The 21317-nt window shown below is 63.5% G+C and carries 18 protein-coding genes and 1 tRNA gene; 6 read left to right on the top strand and 13 right to left on the bottom strand.

The annotated features are described in order from the left end of the window. Positions 1 to 83: 83 nt before the first annotated feature. The 10 genes from ATE59_RS07885 to ATE59_RS07840 all read right to left on the bottom strand — a co-directional run bounded on the left by ATE59_RS07885 (position 84) and on the right by ATE59_RS07840 (position 11991). Positions 84 to 2759 carry a TonB-dependent receptor gene (locus tag ATE59_RS07885; RefSeq protein WP_231737208.1) on the bottom strand — a complete coding sequence of 892 codons (2676 nt, stop codon included), beginning with the start codon at positions 2757 to 2759 and terminating at the stop codon, positions 84 to 86. A 372-nt stretch (positions 2760 to 3131) separates the two neighbouring features. After that, positions 3132 to 4457 (bottom strand): tyrosine-type recombinase/integrase, encoded by a 1326-nt coding sequence (locus ATE59_RS07880; RefSeq protein ID WP_081095415.1) that lies wholly within the window; start codon positions 4455 to 4457, stop codon positions 3132 to 3134. A gap of 190 nt (positions 4458 to 4647) precedes the next feature. Then, a tRNA-Met gene (locus tag ATE59_RS07875) sits at positions 4648 to 4724 on the bottom strand. A gap of 59 nt (positions 4725 to 4783) precedes the next feature. After that, positions 4784 to 5269 carry a 2'-5' RNA ligase family protein gene (locus ATE59_RS07870; protein ID WP_003039406.1) on the bottom strand — a complete coding sequence of 162 codons (486 nt, stop codon included), beginning with the start codon at positions 5267 to 5269 and terminating at the stop codon, positions 4784 to 4786. Positions 5270 to 5499: 230 nt separating this feature from the next. Then, complete coding sequence (locus ATE59_RS07865) at positions 5500 to 6261, bottom strand: alpha/beta fold hydrolase (protein WP_003039409.1); 762 nt, start codon at positions 6259 to 6261, stop codon at positions 5500 to 5502. A gap of 2 nt (positions 6262 to 6263) precedes the next feature. Then, positions 6264 to 7196: an endolytic transglycosylase MltG gene (gene mltG, locus ATE59_RS07860; protein ID WP_058811979.1), complete on the bottom strand. Its 933-nt coding sequence runs from the start codon at positions 7194 to 7196 to the stop codon at positions 6264 to 6266. Positions 7197 to 7259: 63 nt separating this feature from the next. Next, the gene (fabF, locus tag ATE59_RS07855) at positions 7260 to 8519 is read right to left on the bottom strand and encodes a beta-ketoacyl-ACP synthase II (RefSeq protein WP_058811978.1); all 1260 of its coding nucleotides are present in this window, start codon (positions 8517 to 8519) and stop codon (positions 7260 to 7262) included. 169 nt (positions 8520 to 8688) lie between these two features. Then, a complete protein-coding gene (locus tag ATE59_RS07850; RefSeq protein WP_003039428.1) occupies positions 8689 to 8925 on the bottom strand; it encodes an acyl carrier protein in 237 nt (78 codons plus the stop codon). Between the two features lie 222 nt (positions 8926 to 9147). Then, complete coding sequence (locus tag ATE59_RS07845; RefSeq protein ID WP_058811977.1) at positions 9148 to 10908, bottom strand: tetratricopeptide repeat protein; 1761 nt, start codon at positions 10906 to 10908, stop codon at positions 9148 to 9150. A 519-nt stretch (positions 10909 to 11427) separates the two neighbouring features. Beyond that, the gene (locus ATE59_RS07840; RefSeq protein ID WP_058811976.1) at positions 11428 to 11991 is read right to left on the bottom strand and encodes a DUF3617 domain-containing protein; all 564 of its coding nucleotides are present in this window, start codon (positions 11989 to 11991) and stop codon (positions 11428 to 11430) included. A gap of 50 nt (positions 11992 to 12041) precedes the next feature. On the opposite strand from ATE59_RS07840, the gene uvrB reads away from it, so the two are divergent. Both uvrB and ATE59_RS07830 read left to right on the top strand, forming a co-directional pair. After that, positions 12042 to 14228, top strand: a complete 2187-nt coding sequence (uvrB, locus tag ATE59_RS07835) for an excinuclease ABC subunit UvrB (RefSeq protein WP_058812144.1) — start codon at positions 12042 to 12044, stop codon at positions 14226 to 14228. 97 nt (positions 14229 to 14325) lie between these two features. Further along, positions 14326 to 15831, top strand: a complete 1506-nt coding sequence (locus ATE59_RS07830; protein ID WP_058811975.1) for a S10 family peptidase — start codon at positions 14326 to 14328, stop codon at positions 15829 to 15831. A gap of 121 nt (positions 15832 to 15952) precedes the next feature. Here the strand turns inward: ATE59_RS07830 and ATE59_RS07825 are convergent, their stop codons facing one another. Continuing rightward, the gene (locus tag ATE59_RS07825; RefSeq protein WP_058811974.1) at positions 15953 to 16390 is read right to left on the bottom strand and encodes a hypothetical protein; all 438 of its coding nucleotides are present in this window, start codon (positions 16388 to 16390) and stop codon (positions 15953 to 15955) included. Positions 16391 to 16518: 128 nt separating this feature from the next. Between ATE59_RS07825 and ATE59_RS07820 the strand changes: the two genes are divergently transcribed. After that, a complete protein-coding gene (locus ATE59_RS07820; RefSeq protein ID WP_058811973.1) occupies positions 16519 to 17214 on the top strand; it encodes an NRDE family protein in 696 nt (231 codons plus the stop codon). 10 nt (positions 17215 to 17224) lie between these two features. On the opposite strand, the gene infC is transcribed toward ATE59_RS07820, so the two are convergent. Then, positions 17225 to 17761, bottom strand: coding sequence for a translation initiation factor IF-3 (infC, locus tag ATE59_RS07815; protein ID WP_003039450.1), 537 nt, complete (start codon positions 17759 to 17761; stop codon positions 17225 to 17227). A gap of 185 nt (positions 17762 to 17946) precedes the next feature. Then, positions 17947 to 19134 (bottom strand): penicillin-binding protein activator, encoded by a 1188-nt coding sequence (locus ATE59_RS07810; RefSeq protein ID WP_058812143.1) that lies wholly within the window; start codon positions 19132 to 19134, stop codon positions 17947 to 17949. Between the two features lie 10 nt (positions 19135 to 19144). Here ATE59_RS07810 and rsmI point away from each other — a divergent pair, with 10 nt between their 5' ends. Genes rsmI through gshB form a run of 3 tightly spaced genes read left to right on the top strand, consistent with a single transcriptional unit; the run spans position 19145 to position 21314 of the window. Beyond that, positions 19145 to 20005 carry a 16S rRNA (cytidine(1402)-2'-O)-methyltransferase gene (rsmI, locus tag ATE59_RS07805; RefSeq protein ID WP_058811972.1) on the top strand — a complete coding sequence of 287 codons (861 nt, stop codon included), beginning with the start codon at positions 19145 to 19147 and terminating at the stop codon, positions 20003 to 20005. Then, complete coding sequence (locus ATE59_RS07800) at positions 20002 to 20352, top strand: YraN family protein (protein ID WP_058811971.1); 351 nt, start codon at positions 20002 to 20004, stop codon at positions 20350 to 20352. The genes rsmI and ATE59_RS07800 overlap by 4 nt, the downstream gene beginning before the upstream one ends. Positions 20353 to 20363: 11 nt before the next feature. Next, positions 20364 to 21314 (top strand): glutathione synthase, encoded by a 951-nt coding sequence (gshB, locus tag ATE59_RS07795; RefSeq protein WP_058811970.1) that lies wholly within the window; start codon positions 20364 to 20366, stop codon positions 21312 to 21314. The last annotated feature ends 3 nt before the right edge of the window (positions 21315 to 21317 follow it).

The following is a 21317-nucleotide window of genomic DNA, read 5'->3' as shown; positions in this document are numbered from 1 at the left end:
ATACTCCTCGGTCTGAAAGTCAGGTCGAAAAATCGGGGGCAGCGGGCGGGAGAGGATGCCCGCCGCCCCCGTCGCAGCAGCGATCAGAACTTGACTGTCGCTTCGACGCCATAAGTGCGCGGCATGCCGCGGTTCAGATAATCGTAGCCGAACACGTTCATGTTGAGGCCGTAGGTGTAGTAATATTTGTCGAACAGATTCTTCGCCCACAAGCTAACCGACATATTGTCGTGCGCATAGGTTAATCGCGCATTGGCGAGCCAGTAGCCCGGATTTGCGCATGTAATCGCCTTACCCGCGAGCGTTATGTTCGATCCCGCTGGGGGTGTATCGCACGGTGTCTGCCCATAATTCTTGAACGGATCAAAATAGTACTTGCCCATGTAGGACGCATCACCGCGCAAGGTCAGCTTGTTGGTGCCGTCATCGATCATATCCCAGTCGAATCCGGCCTGGAACGTAACCTCCGGCGCGTTCGGGAAGGGATTGCCGTTGACGTTCAATGTCGGGCTTGCCGGGTTTGCCGGATCGATCACATTGCCTTTGTACTTGCTGTTGAGATAGCCCAGCGAAGCATCGAAACGCAACGTATCGGCCACCTGCCAGGCGAGTTCGGCCTCGCCACCGAACAGGCGACCATTGGCGCTGCGCGTGAAGGTTGTAGCGCCAACCACCTGCGTTACTTGGTGATTCGAATACTCGTAGTAGAAGCCCGCGAGGTTAAGTTGGACGCGGCGATCGAACAGCCGGGTTTTGAGCCCCGCCTCATATGCATTCACCTTTTCAGGCTGGATATAATAGACTTGATTGACGCCCTGATAGGCAAGCCCGTTGAAGCTGCCGCTGCGGTAACCGCGACTGTACTGGAGATAGCCCATGATATCATCGGCGAACTCATAGCTGACATTGATACGGCCGGTTAGCCTGTTTGCCTTTTCGCGCTGCTCAAGCGGCGCGAGATTGGGGTTGTATGGATTGCTGTAGGGGATCAGGTTGACAACCGGCGTCGTACCGTCGAGCGCATAGAGGAAAGTGCTGCCGTTAAGGTAATTGACCTTATCCTGGGTGTAGCGTGCACCCACCGCCACGGTCAGCCGCTCGGTCGTTTTCCAGGTTACGTCGCCGTAGATCGCCTTCGAGGGGCGCGACACGTCAAAACGCTGTTCGCCGAGGATCGGGGTGAACGGAGGCGCGCCTGCCCCGGCGCAGCCCGCCGAAAAGCTACCCCCCATGCCGCCATTGCCCGTATTATTGATCGCGATGTCGGTCTGGAGTGCAATCAGCGAGCGTGCATCAAGGAAGCCGTTGGGATTGATCTCGATCGCGTCGCAGAATCCGGCATCGCCAGGCCCCAACGCCGGATTGGCGGCAAAGGCTGGGATATAGCGGATCGCGTCGGGCGTTCCGATTGCGGCGTTATTGTAGCTGCCCGGAAGACCGGCGCCAAGCAGCAGCGGCCTCAGCGCCCCGAAAAAGTCCGGGTAGTTGACCGACTTGACCTTGTCCCTGCCATAATAAAGGCCGGCAATGATATCGAGGCGGTCGTTCGAATAGCTGAAACGCAGATCCTGGTTGAAATTCTTGCTCGTCGACGTGAGGCCGATCGAGCAGAGATCGGCTGGGCCGCCATCGCAATCATCAGGATTGTTGATATAGTCGCCGGTGTCGTAGCCGGTAATCGAGGTGACGGAGAATTGGTCGCTGACATCCCATTTGATGTTGAGGGCTATCCCTTTCGACTTGCTGATGTTCTTACCTACCCGATCAACTGCGACCTCATTGTCACGCAGCAACCGCCCGCCTAGGAAAGGTTGCGGATCGTAACGCGAATAGCCGAGCGCATCCTGCCCGCCCGCGAGTTGACCACCTGCATAGGGCGCGGTGCCCCATGGATCGTCCTTCGCGGCATAGAGCTTCAAATTGATGTCGAGATCGGGATCGGGCCGGAAGCGGATCGAGATGCGACCGCCGATCGTATCGGTGGTCCCTAGGTCGCGCTCATTCCCAGGCAGTACATTGCGCTGCCAACCATCCCCTTTTGCAAAAGTACCGGCGACGCGGACGCCCAAGATGTCGGGAACCAGCGTCGCTTCAGCGGCGCCCTGCACCGTGAAAGTGTCGTAATTGGCATAGCCGGCGGTCAGATAGCCATTGGCCTCTCCCAGATCCGGCTTGCGCGTGAAGAAGCTGATCGCGCCACCCGTGGTGTTGCGACCGTAGAGTGTTCCTTGCGGTCCGCGCAGTACCTCGACCCGGTCGATGTCATAGAGTTGCAGGCCATGGCTCGCCCGGAAGCTCTGATAGACTTCATCGACATAGACGCCAACCGGCGACGCAGTGGAGGCGGAAAATTCGTTCGCCACTGAAATCCCGCGCAGCGAGAAATTCGGTTGGGTGCGACCATAGGGAGTGGTGACTTGCAGGCTGGGGATCGCGCCCATCAAGTCTGAGGTCTCCGTGATGCCGCGCGTGCGCAGCGTCTCGCCGCCTATGGCGGAAACGGCGGCTGGAACATCCTGCAAATTCTGTTCGCGCTTCTGCGCCGTGACGACGATTGTCTCAAGGCCACCTTCCTGCGCCTCGGGCTTTTCGCCCTGCGATGCAGCGTCCTGGGCATGTGCCGGCACTGCAAGCGCACACGCGATCGATAGCGCGGTGGCACAAAGCAAATTTGTCCTAAAGGCTGTGACCATGACTGTCCTCCCCACGGCATTTTTTGATGTGGCGCCATTTGCCGCGCCTTGGGGCTCATCGTCCAATTCAATTTGTTGGCGAACTATTCCTCCCACTCATTGATTAAGGACTGATGAGCCTGCACCGCTGACGCTTCGTGGCGACGCAAATAACCCCATATATTTCATTGAATTAGTCACGCTGAGCGCGTCCATCGGGACGGATGCGCGCGTTCTGCTCGCCCCAATCGAGCCCTTCCAGACGATGTATCGGCGTAATTGGCGGTCCCGGCGGTTTCCCTTGTCGAGTTGCAAGGGGAATCAGCTATGATGAGATGTAGTGAGATACGGTTTCTTGGAGTTCATTCTACTATTCGCGGATGCATCTAAGTAGCTGATATTTCTAACAACTATGGCAGAAAACCGCGCCTCTAAATCGGCGGTTCTGACTTTTGAGGCTCATCGCGAAGCCGCCCGAAGGGGGCGTTGCCAATACGGCTGTCTCTGGTCGCTTGGTGGCAGGTGCTGGATGGGAGCGGAACAGCGCATGAATTGTGAGAACTCGATAGGATTCTTCTCGACATTCGACACTGCGGTTGCCGCGTCGATCACGTCGGCCCAGTCTTGGAGCATCCGCCTTCGCGGTGTGAGATAGAGCGCACTGTTGTAAGCGCCGCGCACCTCATCCTCGTCCTCGTGAGCGAGCGCCATCTCGATCCAATCCGGCTTGTAGCGTTCGGCTTCGTTCGCCCAGGTCGAGCCGAGCCCCCTAAACCCATGTACCGTCTGCCGATGGAGATACCCCATCCGATAACAGGCATAGATCATGGTGTTCTCGGAAATAGACTTTCCAGGCTTGGCTCCGGGAAAGAGGAACGCATCGTTCGTCGCCTGCAAGCGGCGCTGAACGATCATTGCGGCCTGGCGGGACAGCGGAACAAGATGCTCACGTTCCATCTTCATGCGCTCCGGCGACAGACGCCATAGCGGGTTCGGTCCATAGAGATCCTCGAACTCGTCCCTGGCCGCGAAGCGGGTTTCGCTGGTTCGGACCCATGTGAGCAAGGTGAACAGCAGCGCGTCACGGGTGATCTCGCGGCGGCGCGGCGTGTCCTCGCCGTCATAGGCGAAGATCGCTCGCACCAGCTTCGGAAACTCCGCGAGCGGCACGCGCGCCATGTGCCTGACGGGCGGCTTGGGCTTGAGCGCATCGTTGAGGCCGAGCGTCGGATCGATGGTCGCCCAGCCGCTCGCGATCGCGAAGCGATAGATCTGGCTGACGTTCTGCTTGAGGCGACGGGCGATATCGAGGGCGCCGCGCGCTTCGACCGCGCGGATCATCTCGAGAATCTCGGGCGGGTCGATTTCCGTGATCGGACGCTTCCCGATGACCGGAAAGACGTCGCGCTCCATCCGGTTGATGACGCGCAGGGCATGGGCCGAGTCCAGCCCTTCAATACGATTGGCGTGCCAGGCCCGCGCAATCTCTTCGAACAGCTTGAGCGCGGCCCTCTGCTTCTTCGCCCGCTTCCTGGCCTCGGCGGGGTCCTCACCCTGATCGAGCAGCCGCTTGGCTTCGGTCCGCTTCTCGCGGGCGATCGCCAGCGTGACGGTCGGATATTTGCCGAAGCTCAGCAGTTTTTCCTTGCCGTCGAAGCGGTATTTCAGGCGCCAGAGCTTCGATCCGTTCGGCTGGACGAGCAGGTGCAGGCCTTCTCCATCGGACAGCTTGTAGGGGCGCTGCCGCTTGGTGGCGTATTTGACCTCAAGTTCTTTCAAAGCCATCTGGGGGTATCGCCTGTTTTGGGGACAGCCGAAAAATACCCCCAAAATACCCCCAATCCAAATCGCCGTGGGTGGCCGCAGCCGGTCGCACCGGGACGCCGGCGTACGCAACGGGACGCGAAAAATATTTGATTTTCCTCGAAAAATGTCTGCCAGTGGCCTCAGTGGGTCACTGGTGGACAATCCGGGTTGGTAGCGGAGGAGGGACTCGAACCCCCGACACGCGGATTATGATTCCGCTGCTCTAACCTGCTGAGCTACTCCGCCCCGAAAGGCCGCCCGTGGGCGAGCGGCGCCTATAGGATGCGCCATGCGTCCGGTCAATATCATGTGCGCGGCCCGCGAAAATTCCTTGCGAATGCGGCCTCCCACGGCCCTCCGCGGTAGTGATGGGCCGCGATTCCGGTGATTTCGATCGGTCGCGGACGAAAGTCGCGCGCGAGCTCGGCGAGCAAGGCGCGCGCCTCGGGCGGCGCAACCTTGTTCTGCACCGTGACATGCAGACGCGGCGTCGCCTGATCCTGCGGCGTCAACAGTCCCGCAAAACGATCAGCGATGCGCGCCCGGATCGCTATCAGGTCCGGGCTGTCGATCCGAAACGCAACCCCGCGCCCGAGCGAATAAACAGCCGACACGGCCGCGCGCGGCGGCGGCGTATCGGCGGCGATGGCGCGGAACAGAGCCGCAAGTTCCTCAAGCAGCGACGGCGGCAGATGATGGAACAGCGTGATATGCGCCGAGAGGTAATTGCGCTCGGGCGGGAAATGCGCGCGGCGCAGCGCATCGAAGTAGCGCTGATCGGCCGCGCCCATCGTTCCAGTGATGACGATGGGCGCGGCGCCAGCGACGCGAGCGGGAGGGGGGGTGTCCGCGCCGCCGCTTGCGAGATGGGATGGACGGAGAGCTCGGGAGGGGAGTTCGCTGTCGTCCATGGGACGCCCTTTCTCGCTGCCGCAGCCTCTGCGCCCAAGCGCGTCCGGCATCCAATCGATTAATTGGTTCAGAATGATCGCCCGAAACGATCAGGAAAAATCGCGTGCGCTTACAGGCTGTTCCAGAAAGCGTGAAGCGCCGCCGCAACCGCGTGCGGCCGCTGGGCAATCGCCCAATGTCCCGCATCCCCGATGATCGTCAGCGGCATCGCCCGATTCGCCGCGAACCGCTGCGCCACCGAAAGCTCGACATAGGGGTCGCCCGCCCCCCAGACGAGCATCCCCGCGCTCGGCAAGCGATCGAGGTCGAGCGCCCAGTCGTGCGCGAAACTGAGCCCGTGCGCCGATCGATAGAGTTTCAGGATCGCGCGCCTTTTGTCCTTGAGCGCCCATTGCGCCGCTTCTTCCTGCGCAATGTCGGCCGGAACGCCCTGGTCGATCAGTCCGCGGGCAAGCGCGCCGGGACGGCTGATCGCCATGAAGGCTTCGCCCAGCAGCGGCGTGTTCCAGATGCGCGCGACCCGGTGACCGCGATAGTCGGGATCGATCACCGCATTGGAAACCGCCCAGCTCCGGATCAGGTCGGGGCGCAGCATCGCGACGCGCTGCGCAATCAGCGCGCCCCAGTCGTGACCGACGATATCGACGGGTCCATGCTGCGCCGCCAGCGCCGCGGCCTCGCCGGTCGCCCAATCGGCATAGGCCTCCTTCGTTGCAGCGAAACCGGCGGGAAGCGGCCCGGTGAAGCCGGGAAGCGCGGGAACGGCGACAGGCGTATCACCCAGCGCCAGAGCATCCAGCAGCGGACTCCAGATCGCCGGACTGTCGGGAACGCCGTGCAGGAAAAGCTTCGCGGTCATTCCCCCGGTCATCGCTACATCTCCCCCCTGTCGCGGCGCAGTTCATACCATTTCTGCACATTGGCATTATGCTCGGACAAGGTGCGCGCAAAGACGTGGCCACCGTCGCCCTTCGCAACGAAATAGAGATACTCATTGGGCTCGGGGTCAAGCACTGCGGCGATCGACGCCTTGCCGGGATTGGCGATCGGCCCCTTGGGAAGCCCGGCCATGGCGTAGGTATTATAACCGTTCACCGCCTGGATTTCGGAGCGCAGGATGCGGCGACCGAGCGGCTTGCCCTTGGTGATCGGATAGATGATCGTCGGATCGGCCTGCAGCCGCATCCCGATGGCGAGGCGATTGGTGTAGACGCCGGCAACCGTGCGGCGCTCCGCCGCAACACCGGTTTCCTTTTCGACGATCGACGCCAGCGTGATCGCTTCGTTGCGGTCCTTTGCCGCGGTGCGCGGGCTCCGCTTGGCCCAGAGCGCGTCGAAGGTCCTGGTCATCGCGGCCTGCATCCGCGCGACCACGGCTGCACGGCTCTCGCCGGTGGTAAAGGCATAGGTGTCGGGCAGCACGCTGCCCTCGGCGGGCACCGCGACCGTTCCCGTCAGGCGCGGCTCGGCCATCAGCCGCTCCCACACCATGATCGACGGCATGCCTTCGGGGACGGTCACGAAACGCTGGACGGTTCGGCCCTCCTGCATCATCCGCAGGATGTCGCCGGCGCCCATTCCCTTCTTCACCTCATATTCGCCGGGCTTGATCGGAGCGTCGGAGCCGAAGAGGCGCGCGCGGTTGCGAAAACCGGTGGCCGAGGTTGCGCCCGCCTTTTCCAATATTTCGCCCGCTTTGGCGATGCTGGCACCCGGCGGAATAACGACCACGGTATCGCGCGGCGCGCCGCCGGAGCAGGCCGCAAGCAGTAGCGCGAGAAAGATGGTCAGAAGGGTACGCACCAAAATCCCACCTCGTTCATGCGTCAGCCGGCCTGCCCGGAGAGCAGGCCGGCGCGACAGAGAGATTTAATCGAGTGCCTTGACGATCACGCTCGCATTGGTGCCGCCGAAACCGAAGCTATTGTTGAGCGCGGCCTTCACCGCGCGCTTCTTCGCCTTGTGCGGCACCAGGTCGACGCCCTCGGTCCCCTCGTCGGGATTGTCGAGGTTCAGCGTGGGCGGCACGATCTGGTCGCGGATCGCGAGAATGCAGAAGATCGTCTCGACCGCGCCGGCACCGCCGAGCAGATGGCCGATCGCCGATTTTGTCGAGCTCATCGATACATCGCCGATCGCGTCGCCGAACAGGCGCTTCACCGCGCCGAGTTCGATCGTGTCGGCCATCGTCGACGTGCCATGGGCGTTGATATAATCGATGTCGGCGGGCGTCATTCCCGCCTTCTTCAGCGCCATTTCCATCGACCGATAGGCGCCGAAGCCGTCGGGGTGCGGCGCAGTGACATGATAGGCGTCGCCCGAAAGGCCATAGCCGACGACTTCGGCGTAGATCTTGGCACCGCGCGCCTTGGCATGCTCATATTCCTCGAGCACGACGACGCCGGCGCCTTCGCCCATGACGAAGCCGTCGCGATCCTTGTCATAGGGGCGGCTCGCCTGTTCGGGGCGGTCGTTGTAGCTCATGTTGAGCGCGCGCGCCTGGGCAAAGCCTGCAATGCCGATCGGACAGATGGTCGATTCCGATCCGCCGGCGAGCATGATGTCGGCATCGCCATCCTTGATCATCCGCGCCGCGTCGCCGATCGAATGGGCGCCGGTCGAGCAGGCGGTGACGACCGCATGGTTCGGCCCCATCAGGCCGTATTTGATGCTGACCTGACCCGAAATCAGGTTGATGAGGCGGCCGTGGACGAAGTGCGGGCTGACGCGGCCCGGCCCCTTTTCGGCGAGCAGCAGGCTTTCGCTCTCGATCCCCGGCAGGCCGCCGATGCCCGAACCGATCGAGCAGCCGGCGCGCAGCTTTGTCTCGTCGTCCATCTCGGTCAGCCCGGCGTCTTCGAGCGCCTGTCCGGCGGCGTCGATGCCATAGATGATGAAGGGATCGACCTGCCGTTGCACCTTGTGGTCGACGCGCTTGTTGGCGTCGAAGCCATATTCATGGTCGGCCGGCTTGACCTCGCACGCGATCGTGCATTTCTGGTCGGAGGCGTCGAAGCGGGTGATCGTTCCCGCGCCCGACTTCCCGGCAAGCAGATTGGCCCAACTGGTTTCGACGTCTCCGCCCAGCGGCGTCACCAATCCCAAACCCGTCACCACAACCCGGCGCATAGACTTTCCTTTCGTCGGTTCCGGCCCTCGCGGAACCCGGCATCATTCTTGTCGGGACATGCCCATAAAAAAAGCTTCCCGGCCACTGCGCGCGAGCGCTCGGGACCGGGAAGCCGGAAACGCGTGGGCAGCGTCGCCGCCGCGTCCGGCTGGGCCGGACCGGACCGCTTTAGCCCTTGTTCGCTTCGATGTAGTCGATCGCGTCCTTGACGGTGGCGATCTTTTCCGCCGCGTCATCGGGAATTTCGACACCGAATTCTTCTTCGAACGCCATCACCAGTTCGACAATGTCGAGGCTGTCGGCGCCCAGATCGTCGATGAAGCTCGCTTCTTCGGTGACCTTGTCAGCTTCGACGCCCAGATGTTCGACGACGATCTTTTTAACCTTTTCGGCCGAATCGCTCATGCACAGTTCCTTTTTTCTGACTGTCTCGTGAATGTTGGGATTTGCCCTAGTGTCCGTCGGCGGGGCTGGCAAGAGGGCTGGCGCGTTGTGGGCGCCGAAGCTCGCATCAACCCGCCCTTTCCTGCCGCGCGGCGGGTCCAGACGCCTCCCCCTTTCGTCCCTTGGGCAACCACCGCATAAATAGGAAACGGCACCGCGGCCTTCAAGCGCCAGGCGCACCGTTCATCGCGCGACCGGCTGCGGTGCCACCACCCCCGATTCCCGCAGCGCCTTTGACGCGCGGCCGATGACCGCGGGATTTATCATGAACTGGCGCAGCACCTTTTCGGGTGGCGCATCCTGCGGCTGGCGCGTGTAATCGAGCAGATGCCGCCACAGGCCGCGCGCTTCGTCGACCTTGCCCTGCCGCGCAAAAACGATAGCGCGAACCATCGTATATTGCGGCTCCATGGTGCTCGGCGACGGCATATGATCGAGGACAGCCAGCGCGTCGTCCTGCCGCCCCTGCTGCGAATAGACGAAGGCGAGCGTGACCGCCGGAACGCCTGGCGCCGACGCGTCGAGCGCCAGCGACCGTTCGAGCAGCGCGATACCTTCTATAGGCTGGTCGCAGGCGATCTTGAACATCCCTTGGAAGCCGGCCGTGTCGGCATCATAGGGGTTGAGCCGCACCGCGGCATCGCCGATGCCGACGCCGCCGCGGCAATTGCCGGCATAATATTGTGCGCGCGCCATCGCGAAGGTCGCCGTCGCGGTTTCGGCGCCGCTGTCATACGCCCGCTGCGCGAGCGAGACGGCTTCGGCATAGGCCTTGTCACCCGCCGGGGTTCCGCGCAGCGGCTGCCAATCGCCGAAGCGCACGAGCGAGAGCGAGGCCAGCGCCGCGGCGTTGCGTGGTTCGCGAAAGATCGTCGCGCGCAGGCACGCATCGATCTTTTTTGCGGTGTCCTTGTCGCGCAACTGCCGCAACCGGTTGAACTGCGCCAGGCAGGGATAGCCGGGCGCAAAATTCTCCGGCTGCCGCGCCAACTGGTCGCGAACGACCACGCCATAATCGCCCGCAATCTGGGCAATGGCAGGGTCGATCGTCTCGAATCCAGGCATCTGATCCTGGGTCAGGTGAAATTGCTGCGACCAGATGGTGCGCTGATCCGAAACGCGGTTTAGCACCAGCGTGACATCGGCCGGCCCCGCGAGCGTGCGGACGAGCGAAACATCGAGGCGATAGTCGGCACGCTGCGTGGTATCGACCTTGCCCACTGACGCTGCACTGCGGAGGTCGATGAGGTCGAAACGGCGCAGACCGTCGCGCAACCGCGCGTCGAGCGCCCGGGCCAGCGCGCGCGAAACCGGCGTGCTGCCCGATTGCGGAAGCGCAATCTCGAGCAGCGGCGGCGGCACGGCCGATGGCGCGAACATCCGTTGCCAATTGCCGGCAAGCCACCAGCCGCCCGCGAGCATGGCGACGGCGACGATGACCAGCACCGTCCACCAGCGCGCCCGCGACGATGGCGCCCCGGCGCCGGGATGACGCGTTGACGTCACACCGGCCCCGCCCGCCTCCGCAGCCACCGCCTCTTCGCCGACGCCGGGGGTTACAGCGGCGCTACGTGCCGGCGGTGCGGTCCGGTGCTGCACCACAATCTCGTAGCTGCCCTGCGGTACGCGCAGGCGATGGACCCATGGCGTTTCGGCATAATAGCGGTCGAGCAGATTGCGCAGGCGGCCGACCATCACGCGCGGATAACTATCGACCGCGGGATCGAAATCGGCGTTGCGCCCCAGCGCCTCGGTCGCGATCGCATAGGCCTTCGGAGCGCTGCGGCCGCCGCGAAGCCGGTGTTCGACGAGATATTGCAGCAGGCGCGATAAGACCGGCGAGCGCAGGAACAACTGGGACTCGCGGAGCCTCTCGAACTCCTCGGCGATGATCTGGTCGGTTTCGCCGGCCTCGAGTGTCTTGTTCGCTTTCGCGCGGTCCATGCAACCCTCTTATACCCTCTGGCGGGGTGTGTCCGCTAGATACGCAAATCGATGAATGCGGCCAGCCATATTTGTTTCAATGTAACGGTAACAGCCCGGATTGGCCATATTTCACCGGGTTTAACCCCTCTCGGAAGGGCGAAAGAACAGGACGAAAAGATTAAGGAAATCCTAATTTTGGGCGACATGCCGCAACGTGACCCCATGTTACTGTCATCTTCCCCGACGCCATGAGATCGTTCGATTGTCGTGATGCGCGCTTGCGCGGTCACGGTCCGGTCCGGGCTTTGCCTGCCGGGCAATTGAGGTTTCAGGATCGAAGCGCGCGAGCTGGTCCCTGGCGCACTCCGGTATATCCCGAGACCTCATGAACAAGTGACTTCGCCGGGCGGGATTGTAGCCCCACCTGCACCTCGCCCGGCAAGTCCGCACTTACCCTATTCAACAGAATGGTCGCTCCCAAGCGTCAGGCCAGTGCGATCCAGATGGGGCCGTCGGCCGAAGTCTGCGCTCGTCGCGTCAGACGTCGCCGGCCTTGCAGGCGCCGGTACGCTTGGCCGACATCTGCATCTTCATCGACATGCCCGCAGGCCCTTCGCCCTGCCCCGTACTCGCCATTTCCATCTCATAGCTGTCGCCGCTGTAGGTGCCCTTCATCGTCATGGTGCGCGGACCGGCTTCGCTGGTGCAGCTCATCTTCGCGTCGATCACGCCATGCGCCATCTCGAAATGATCATAGGTGCATTTGCCGCCCGAATTTTCCGCCATTCGCGCCTTCGGATCGCGCGCGTCTTCCGGGGTCAGGCAGTTTTCGAAACTATGCCCCTGTGCCAGCCGCGCCTTCATCTGCTCCTGCATCTGCGGCGGCAGTTTTTCCATTCCGGGCATCGTCATATCGGTGATCTTCACCGTGCCGGCCCATTGGCCGGGCTTCATGAACTCGCCCGAAGCGACCGCATCGGCGACCTTGTTCTGCACCGATTCGACCGATTCATTCTTGGCCGACACGCCCTTGCCGCTGTCGCATGCGGACAGCGCGAGCAGCGCGCCCGTCGCCAACAGAATATTGCGCTTGAACATCATCCAGACTCCCGCCGTTGCCGATGCGCGGCATCCTCACCATATTGGCAGCGATGGCAATTCAGATTCGCACCTCGCTCGACGAAATCGACACGGCGCAGGACTATGTGCCGCACCGTCCCGCTCGCCCCGACAAGGTGGAGGGCGGCAAGCGGTTCGAACTGGTCAGCGACTATTCCCCGGCGGGCGATCAGCCGACCGCGATCCGCGAGCTGGTCGACACCGCCAGGGAGGGCGAACGCGATCAGGTGCTGCTGGGCGTCACGGGATCGGGCAAGACCTTTACCATGGCGAAGGTGATCGAGGAATTGCAGCGCCCGGCGCTGATCCTCGCGCCGAACAAGATCCTCGCGGCGCAGCTCTATGGCGAGTTCAAGAGCTTCTTTCCGAACAATGCGGTCGAATATTTCGTCAGCTATTACGACTATTATCAGCCCGAGGCCTATGTGCCGCGGTCGGACACCTATATCGAGAAGGAAAGCAGCGTAAACGAGGCGATCGACCGCATGCGCCATTCGGCGACGCGCGCGCTGCTCGAACGCGACGACGTGATCATCGTCGCCTCGGTGTCTTGCCTTTACGGCATCGGATCGGTCGAGACCTATTCGGCGATGATTTTCGACCTCAAGAAGGGGCAGGTCGTCGACAGCGGAGAGATTATCCGCAAGCTCGTCGCGCTACAGTACAAGCGCAACGACCAGGCCTTCGCGCGCGGCAATTTCCGCGTCCGCGGCGACAGCCTCGAAATTTTCCCGTCGCACTATGAGGATATGGCGTGGCGCGTCAGCTTCTTCGGTGATGAGATCGAGGAGATCACCGAATTCGACCCGCTGACCGGCAAGAAGATCGCCAGCCTCAACTATGTGCGCGTCTATGCCAACAGCCACTATGTCACGCCCGGCCCGACGCTGAAGCAGGCGACCGAAGCGATCCGCCACGAACTCGCCGAGCGGCTGAAGGAGCTCGAAACCGAAGGCCGGCTGCTCGAAGCGCAGCGGCTCGAACAGCGGACCAATTTCGACCTCGAAATGATCGCCGCCACCGGAAGCTGCGCGGGAATCGAGAATTACAGCCGCTTCCTGACCGGTCGCCTGCCGGGCGAGCCGCCGCCGACCTTGTTCGAATATCTCCCCGACAATGCCTTGCTGTTCGTCGATGAAAGCCATCAGACGATCCCGCAGATCGGCGCGATGTCGAAGGGCGACCATCGCCGCAAGATCACCCTCGCCGAATATGGCTTCCGCCTGCCCTCCTGCATCGACAACCGGCCGTTGCGTTTCGCCGAATGGGACATGATGCGCCCCCAGACGGTCAGCGTGTCGGCAACCCCGGGCCCGTGGGAAATGGACCGCACCCAGGGCGTTTTCGCCGAGCAGGTCATCCGCCCGACCGGGCTGATCGACCCGCCGGTCGAGATCAAGCCGGTCGAGGAGCAGGTCGACGATCTGATCGCCGAGGCGAAGAAAACCGCCGCGGCGGGCTACCGCACCCTCGTCACCACGCTCACCAAGCGCATGGCCGAGGATCTGACCGAGTTCCTGCACGAAGCGGGGCTCAAGGTCCGTTACATGCACAGCGACGTCGAAACGCTCGAGCGCATCGAGATCATTCGCGACCTCAGGCTCGGCGTGTTCGACGTGCTCGTCGGCATCAACCTGCTGCGCGAAGGCCTCGACATTCCCGAATGCGGGCTCGTCGCGATCCTCGACGCCGACAAGGAAGGCTTTCTGCGCAGCGAAACCAGCCTCGTCCAGACGATCGGCCGCGCCGCGCGTAACGTCGACGGCCGTGTCATCCTCTACGCCGACCGCATCACCGGCAGCATGGAACGCGCGCTGCGCGAAACCGACCGCCGCCGCGCCAAGCAACAGGCGTATAACGAAGAACATGGCATCACGCCGACGACGATCAAGCGCAACATCGGCGACATCATCGCGCATGTCGCGTCGAAGGATCAGGTCACCATCGACCTCGGCGACGACAAGCCGCAGCACATGGTCGGCCACAACCTCCGCGCCTATATCCAGGAGCTGGAAAAGAAGATGCGCGACGCCGCCGCTGACCTGGAATTCGAGGAAGCCGGCCGCCTGCGCGACGAAATCCGCCGCCTCGAAGCCGACGAACTCGGCCTGCCCGCAGACGAACAGGTGGCACCGCGTGTCGGCCGGAGCAACGAAGGGAAGCCGGGAACGAGGAAGGGGCGCTTCGGGAAGCAGAGCAAGACGAAGTGGGGGCGGTAACGCCCCCTTCGACCAAAGCCCGATTGTAACCGACAAGTAGCCTTGTCTCCCCTTTACGCGCGGCCTAGCGTCCGCGCCACAAACGGGGAGAATATCTATGAAAACGGGTCTGTCGCTGATCGCGCTGGCGCTTGCCGCTGCGGTTCCTGCCACGCTTGCCGCGCAGGACGCGCCGGCCGAAAAAGCCAAGCCGGAAAAAGCCGAGGACGTCGTGCCGCAGGTGCGCACGACGCGCCTTTCGGGGACGTTTGGCGGGCAGAAGATCGGTTATGCGGCGACGATCGGCGAGACGATCCTGAAGAACAAGGATGGCGTGCCCGAAGCGGCGATCGTCACCACCTCCTATATCAAGGAGCCGCGCGATCCGGGCCGCCCCGTGACTTTTCTGTTCAACGGCGGGCCGGGGTCGGGCACCGTCTGGTTGATGATGGGTGCGTTCGGACCGAAGCGCGTTGCGATCCCCAGCGATGCCAAGGATGACGGCGCCCCGCCCTATCCCATCGTCGACAATCCCGATTCGCTGCTCGACGTGACCGACATCGTGTTCATCGACCCGCCCGGCACCGGCTTCTCGCACCTGATCGGCAAGGCCGACCCCAAGGATTATTACGGGGTGACGCAGGATGCGAAGGCCGTCGCCGAAGTCATCCGGCGCTGGCTCAACGACAATGGCCGCTGGAACAGCCCCAAATTCCTCGGCGGCGAAAGCTATGGCACCACGCGCTCGGCCGCGGTCGCGAACCAGTTGATGAATGTCACCTTCAACGATGTCGGCCTCAACGGCATCATCCTCATCTCGACCGTGCTCGATTTCGCGGCCGGGTCCGATACACCGGGCAATGAACTCAGCTACATCACCAACCTTCCGTCGATGGCGACGACCGCGCTCTATCACGGCAAGGCGAGCGCGCCGTCGGTCGAACAATTCGCCGAAGAGGCGCGCCAGTGGGCGATCGGGCCCTATGCCGCGGCGCTGCTCAAGGGGCAGAAGCTGCAGGGCGAGGAACGCGCCGCGATCCGCCGCGAGCTTGCCCGCTTCACCGGCCTGTCCGAAACCTATCTCGAACAGGCGGATCTGCGCGTCACGCCCGGCCGCTTCTACAAGGAATTGCTGCGCGACCGCGGCCTGACCGTCGGCCGGCTCGACAGCCGCTACACGGGCAAGGACTATGACAATGCCGGCGAAGAGCCCGACAATGATCCCAGCTTCTATGGCATCGACGCGGGCTACACCGCCGCGATCAACAGCTGGGCGCGCGATACGCTGGGGTTCAAGACCGACCGCGAATATCAATCGATCAGCGGCATCGGCGGCCAGTGGGACTGGCGCATCGGAGGCCGCGACACCAACGCCTATCTCAACGTCGCGCCCTATATCGGGCAGGCGCTGCGCGAAAACAGCGGACTGCGCGTCTTTGTCGGTCAGGGCTATTATGATTTCGCGACGCCCTTTTTCGCCGCCGAATATTCGCTGTCGCGCACCGGCATCCCGCAGGATCGGATCGAGTATAAATATTATGACGCGGGGCACATGATGTATATCCGCGACGAGGATCGCCACAAATTGTCGTCGGACATCCGCGCCTTCATTCGCGCGCGATAGGTGAAAAACCGTCGCCCCCGCGAAGGCGGGGGCCGCCGTCGGCTTACGCAGCGCCGAAGGAAAAGGCCGATAGCGGCCCCCGCCTTCGCGGGGGCGACGGTTCTCAGCTTATCCGCACTACCTAACGCAGCACCCCGGCCGCGGCCTGTTTGCGTGCGTAGAGAAACAGTGCGATCAGGATGACCCAGATGACCGCAGTGAAGATCATCGGGAAGGTCCCGAACATCCGCATCAGGTCGCCATAATGCATGCCGAACTGGTAGACGCAGCTGACGGCCAGTCCGGCAAGCGAGACCATGAAGGCCGCGACCGCATGGCGGCTGCGGACCAGCAGCAGAAGCGATCCGATTACCGAGCCCCAGACGCCGAGCGCCCATCCCGCGTTCGCCCAGACCGGAAAGCCCGTAAACCACGCCTGCTGCTCGGGCGTGAAAGCGGCCAGATAATCGGGATTCTGGATCTTGGTCATCACATAGTCCACCGCGCCGAAAGCGTTCCAGACGAGCGATACGGCCCCGACGACCCACAGGTGCCACGGCGTTTTGACGGCTACATCCATGTTGATCTCCCCCTCCAGAAAGATGGGGGCAGACTATCATCCATTCGCGCGCTGGACAATTGGTGATGTAGGCGCGCAACACACCATGAACGCTTGGCAAATCCGCCGCGCTCTCCGATAGGCAGCGCATGTGTGTCGTCGCCCTTGCCCGCCGCGTCCATCCCGACTGGCCGCTGATCCTGATCGGCAACCGTGACGAGTTTCACGCGCGGCCTGCGGCGGCGCTCGCCGAATGGGATGATGGCAGCGGCATCGTCGCAGGGCGCGACCTGCAAGCCGGCGGGACATGGCTTGGCGTGCATCGACCGAGCGGACGCGTCGTCGTGGTGACCAATGTCCGCGGCGCGATGCCCGATCCGGCGAAGGAATCGCGCGGCGCGCTGGTGGTCGACATGTTGCGCGGCGACGGGCGTTTCGCCGATCCGTCCGAAGCCGATCTCGACCGGTTCAATGCCTTCAATCTGTTCGCCGCCGATGGAAATGCCCGCTTGCTCACCAACCGGCCGCAGCCGCTGATCGCAGCGCTGGCGGACGGCGTTCACGCCCTCGCCAACGAACCCGTCGACCGCCCCTGCCCGCGCGCCGAACAGCTGCGCACTGCACTGGCCGCCACGGTCAAGGCCAGCGCCGATCCCGAAGGGCTGCTCGATACGCTGACCGCCGAAGGAGACCCGGCGCTGTTCCTGCGCGGCGAGGTCTATGGCACGCGCGCCTCGACGTTGGTCATGATCGGCGCGAGTGGCGATGCCCGCATGGTCGAACGCCGATACGAAGCGGGCGGCCGCTCCGCCGGAACGACCGCCCTCGATTTTCGTATCGGCTGAGCCGCAAATCCTATTTGGGTGCGAGCACCATCAGCATCTGCCGCCCTTCGGTGCGCGGATGCGCCTCGACCTTGGCGATCTCTGCCGTCATCTCCGCCACGCGCTGCAGCACGTTGAGGCCGAGCTGCGTATGGCTCATTTCGCGGCCGCGGAAGCGCATGGTCATCTTGACCTTGTCGCCTTCCTCGAGGAAGTCGAAGACCTTCTTCATCTTCACTTCGAAATCATGATCGTCGATGTTCGGACGCATCTTGATCTCTTTGATTTCCTGGGTCTTCTGCGTCTTGCGGGCCGCATTGGCCTTTTTCTGGGCTTCGTATTTATACTTGCCCACATCCAGAAACTTGCACACCGGCGGATCGGCGTTGGGGGATACTTCGACCAGATCGAGGCCGACTTCGGCCGCCTGTTCGATCGCTTCAGCAGTCAGCATTACGCCCAGATTTTCGCCTTCCTCGTCGATCACACGGACCTTGGGCGAGGCGATGAATTCATTGTATCGCGGGCCGTTCTTCGGCGGCATTGGCGCCAGCGGGCGGCGGGTCATGGGCGGGCGTATAGCTGTATCTCCTGTGTTGTTTCAGTTCATATGCGCAGCGGGCGCGCAAACGCGCGCGCGGTGCACATATAATGAACATTGTCGCGGCGTAAAGGTTGCCGTGCGCAATTTACCGGCGGTTTTCGTCCGACTGTGGCGGCTATGCCACGCCCGCCGCCCCTAGGATCCGGACCCTACCATTTGGCGGGCGCGGGGTCGATCACGCGGAAGCCGCCCGCCCCCACCTCGCTGACCTCCAGCGCGCGGATCGCGATGCCGCGGTCGTTGAAGCGGAAGATGCCGTCGATGCCGCCGAACCCGTCCGCCGCCATCAGGCGCCCGGCAGGAAAGTTGGTCCCCGGCTTCCAGTCACGCGCAATGCGCACCGTCAGCAGCACCGAATCATAGCCGAGGCTGGCCAGACGATAGGGCGCCTTGCCGAACCGGGTGCGATATTTGGTGGCGAGGTGGCCGTAGAGGCCGTCCGAAACGCTGGCGAACCATGCACCGCGCATCGCCGGGTTGCCGCCCAGTGTCGCATCGGTGTTCCACAATTCGGTGCCGAGGATCTGGCGCTGTCCCGCGCCCTTGATGATCGGAACCGCGCGCACCGCATTGCCGCCGACATCGGCGATCAGCACCGCGTCCATCGCACCCGCACTCGCCAGACGGCGCGCCGCGCCCGTCAGCGCTGCGGCGCTGCGGTCATAGGTTTCGGTCGCGACGAGCGTTCCGCCCGCATTGGCGACCGCCGCCTTGAACGCCGCCATCGAACGCTCGCCATAAAGATTCTTGGGGATCAGCGCGCCGAAGCGCTGCTGCCCCTTGGCGCGGGCAAAGCTCACGACCCGCTCGACCGACTGGCCGGGAACGAAGCCCATGATGAAGACGCCGTTGCCCGCGACGCTGCTGTCGTTCGAAAAGCTGATGACGGGCACCTTCGCCGCCCGCGCGATCGGCGCCACCGCGGTGACATCCTCGCTGAGCAGCGGGCCGAGGATCAGCTTGTTGCCGTCGGCCACCGCCTGTTTCGCGGCCGCGGCGGCGCCCAGCGCGGTGTCATACGTCGTGATGCGGACCTTGTCGGCCTTGGTATCGAGCAGCGCCATCGTCGTCGCATTGGCGATCGCCATGCCGACATCGGCGTTGGTTCCCGTCTGCGGAACGAGCAGCGCGACGCGGTGGCGGTCGGTATCGGTCGGCAGGCCGGGGCCGACATTGTCGGTGGGCTTGTCGGGCGGCGGTGGGGTCGCCGGGCCGTTGGTCTTCGGCACCACCTGGCATGCGGCGAGCAACCCGCCAAGCGCCAGCGTCGCGATACCGCGCAGCAATTGCCGCCGCGGCGACGCATTCCCTTGGCGCTCGCGCGTCGTTTCTGCCATCTCTGCCGCCATGCCGGATTCGACCATCTCTATATCTCCCTTGCCCGGTCTCTATATCGTCGCGACGCCCATCGGCAACCTTGGCGACATCACCCCGCGCGCCGCGGCGGTGCTTGCGCGCGCCGACGTGATCGCGGCGGAGGATACGCGCGTCACGGCAAAGCTGCTCGCACATCTGGGCTTGCGTGTTCCGATGACCCCCTATCACGATCATAGCGACGAACGCGCCCGTGCGACGCTGGTTGCCCGGATGGCGGACGAAGTCGTCGTGCTGGTGTCCGACGCCGGAACCCCGCTGATTTCGGACCCCGGCTACAAGCTGGTGCGCGATGCGCGCGCGGCGGGACGGGCGATCACCACCCTGCCCGGCCCCTGTGCCGCGATCGCCGCCATCACCCTGTCGGGCCTGCCAAGCGATCGCTTTCTTTTTGCGGGCTTCCTGCCGAACAAGGCCAAGGCACGCGCCGACACGATCGCCGAATTCGCCGCTCTGCGCGCAACGCTCGTCTTCTATGAAAGCGGGCCGCGCCTCGCCGCGACGCTGACCGCGCTCGCCGCCGGCCTCGGCAATCGCGAGGCGGCGGTCGCGCGCGAAATCAGCAAATTATACGAAGAATGTGTCACCGGCCCACTCGAAGAACTCGCGGCGCGCTACGCCGACGCGCCACCAAAAGGCGAAATCGTCGTGATGGTCGGCCCGCCCCAGGAGCAGGCCGTCGAAGCCGCCGACGACGACGCGATCGACGCGGCGCTGCGCGAGGCGCTGGACGAGCAGCCGGTGGCCAAAGCCGCCAAGGCCGTCGCCAAACGCTTCGGGCTCGACCGTCACGCGGTTTATGCGCGCGCACTCGCGCTTAAGGATCGCGCTTGAACCGCGCCGCCGCCGAAGCGCGCGGACGCCGGGCCGAACGGCGCGCCGCCTGGTGGCTGCGCCTGCATGGCTGGCGTATCTTGGGCGAACGGCTGCGCGTTCCCGCGGGCGAAGTCGATCTGGTGGCGCGGCGCGGCCGCACACTCGCTTTCGTCGAAGTGAAATGGCGCGACCGCGCCGCCGATCTCGATATGGCGATCGACGAATTTCGCCTGCGCCGCGTCGCCGCAGCCGCAGAAATGCTCAGCGTGCGCTTTGCGCGACCCGATGATGATATTCGCATCGACGTGCTGCTCCTTGCGCCGGGGCGCTTGCCTCGCCATCTGGTCCACGTCTGGCAGCCCTGAAGGAAGACGGAATGACCCTGTGCGCGGCGGTTCAAATGGACCCGATGGATGGCATCAACATCGGCGGCGACAGCAGTTTCGCGTTGATGCTGAAAGCGCTCGAACGCGGCTACACCCTCTATCACTACGATGTGCGCGGGCTGACCTGGGAGGCCGGACGGCTGACGACACGGGCGCACCCCGTTCTCGACGTCAAGCGCGAGGCCGGCGCGCATTACCGCTTCGGCGATCCCGTAACGATCGACCTCGGCCGCGATGTCGATGTCGTGCTGATGCGGCAGGATCCGCCCTTCGACCTCGGCTATCTTACCGGTACCTGGCTGCTCGAACGCATTCGGGGCGAGACGCTGGTGGTCAATGATCCCGTTTCGGTGCGCAACGCGCCCGAAAAGGTTTTCGTGCTCGATTTTCCGCAATTCATGCCGCCGACGATGGTCACGCGCGATCTCGACGCGGTGAAGGATTTTCAGGCGCGCTACGGCGCTGTCGTCGTCAAGCCGCTGCACGGCAACGGCGGCAAGGCGGTGTTCCGCATCGACGCCGACGGCAGCAATCTGGGCGCACTGGTCGAACTGTTCGGTCAGGTCTGGCCCGAACCCTTCATGGTCCAGCAATTCCTGCCCAGCGTGTCCAAAGGCGACAAGCGGATCGTGCTGGTCGACGGCGACGTGGCCGGCGCGATCAACCGCAAGCCCGGCGAAGGCGAATTCCGGTCGAACCTTGCCGTCGGCGGCTATGCCGAAGCGGCGGAATTGACGCCGCGCGAGCAGGAAATCTGCGCCGCGCTCGGCCCGCAGCTCAAGGAACGCGGCCTGATCTTCGTCGGTATCGACGTGATCGGCGGCGAATGGCTCACCGAAATCAACGTCACCTCGCCGACCGGCATCGTCGCGATCGACCGTTTCAACAACAGCGATACGGCCGGCATGATCTGGGATGCGATAGAACGCCGGATCGCTTGAGCC

The sequence above is a fragment of the Sphingopyxis sp. A083 genome (assembly GCF_001468495.1).
GTDB lineage: Bacteria > Pseudomonadota > Alphaproteobacteria > Sphingomonadales > Sphingomonadaceae > Sphingopyxis > Sphingopyxis terrae.
This window is presented reverse-complemented; position numbering and strand designations above follow the sequence as displayed.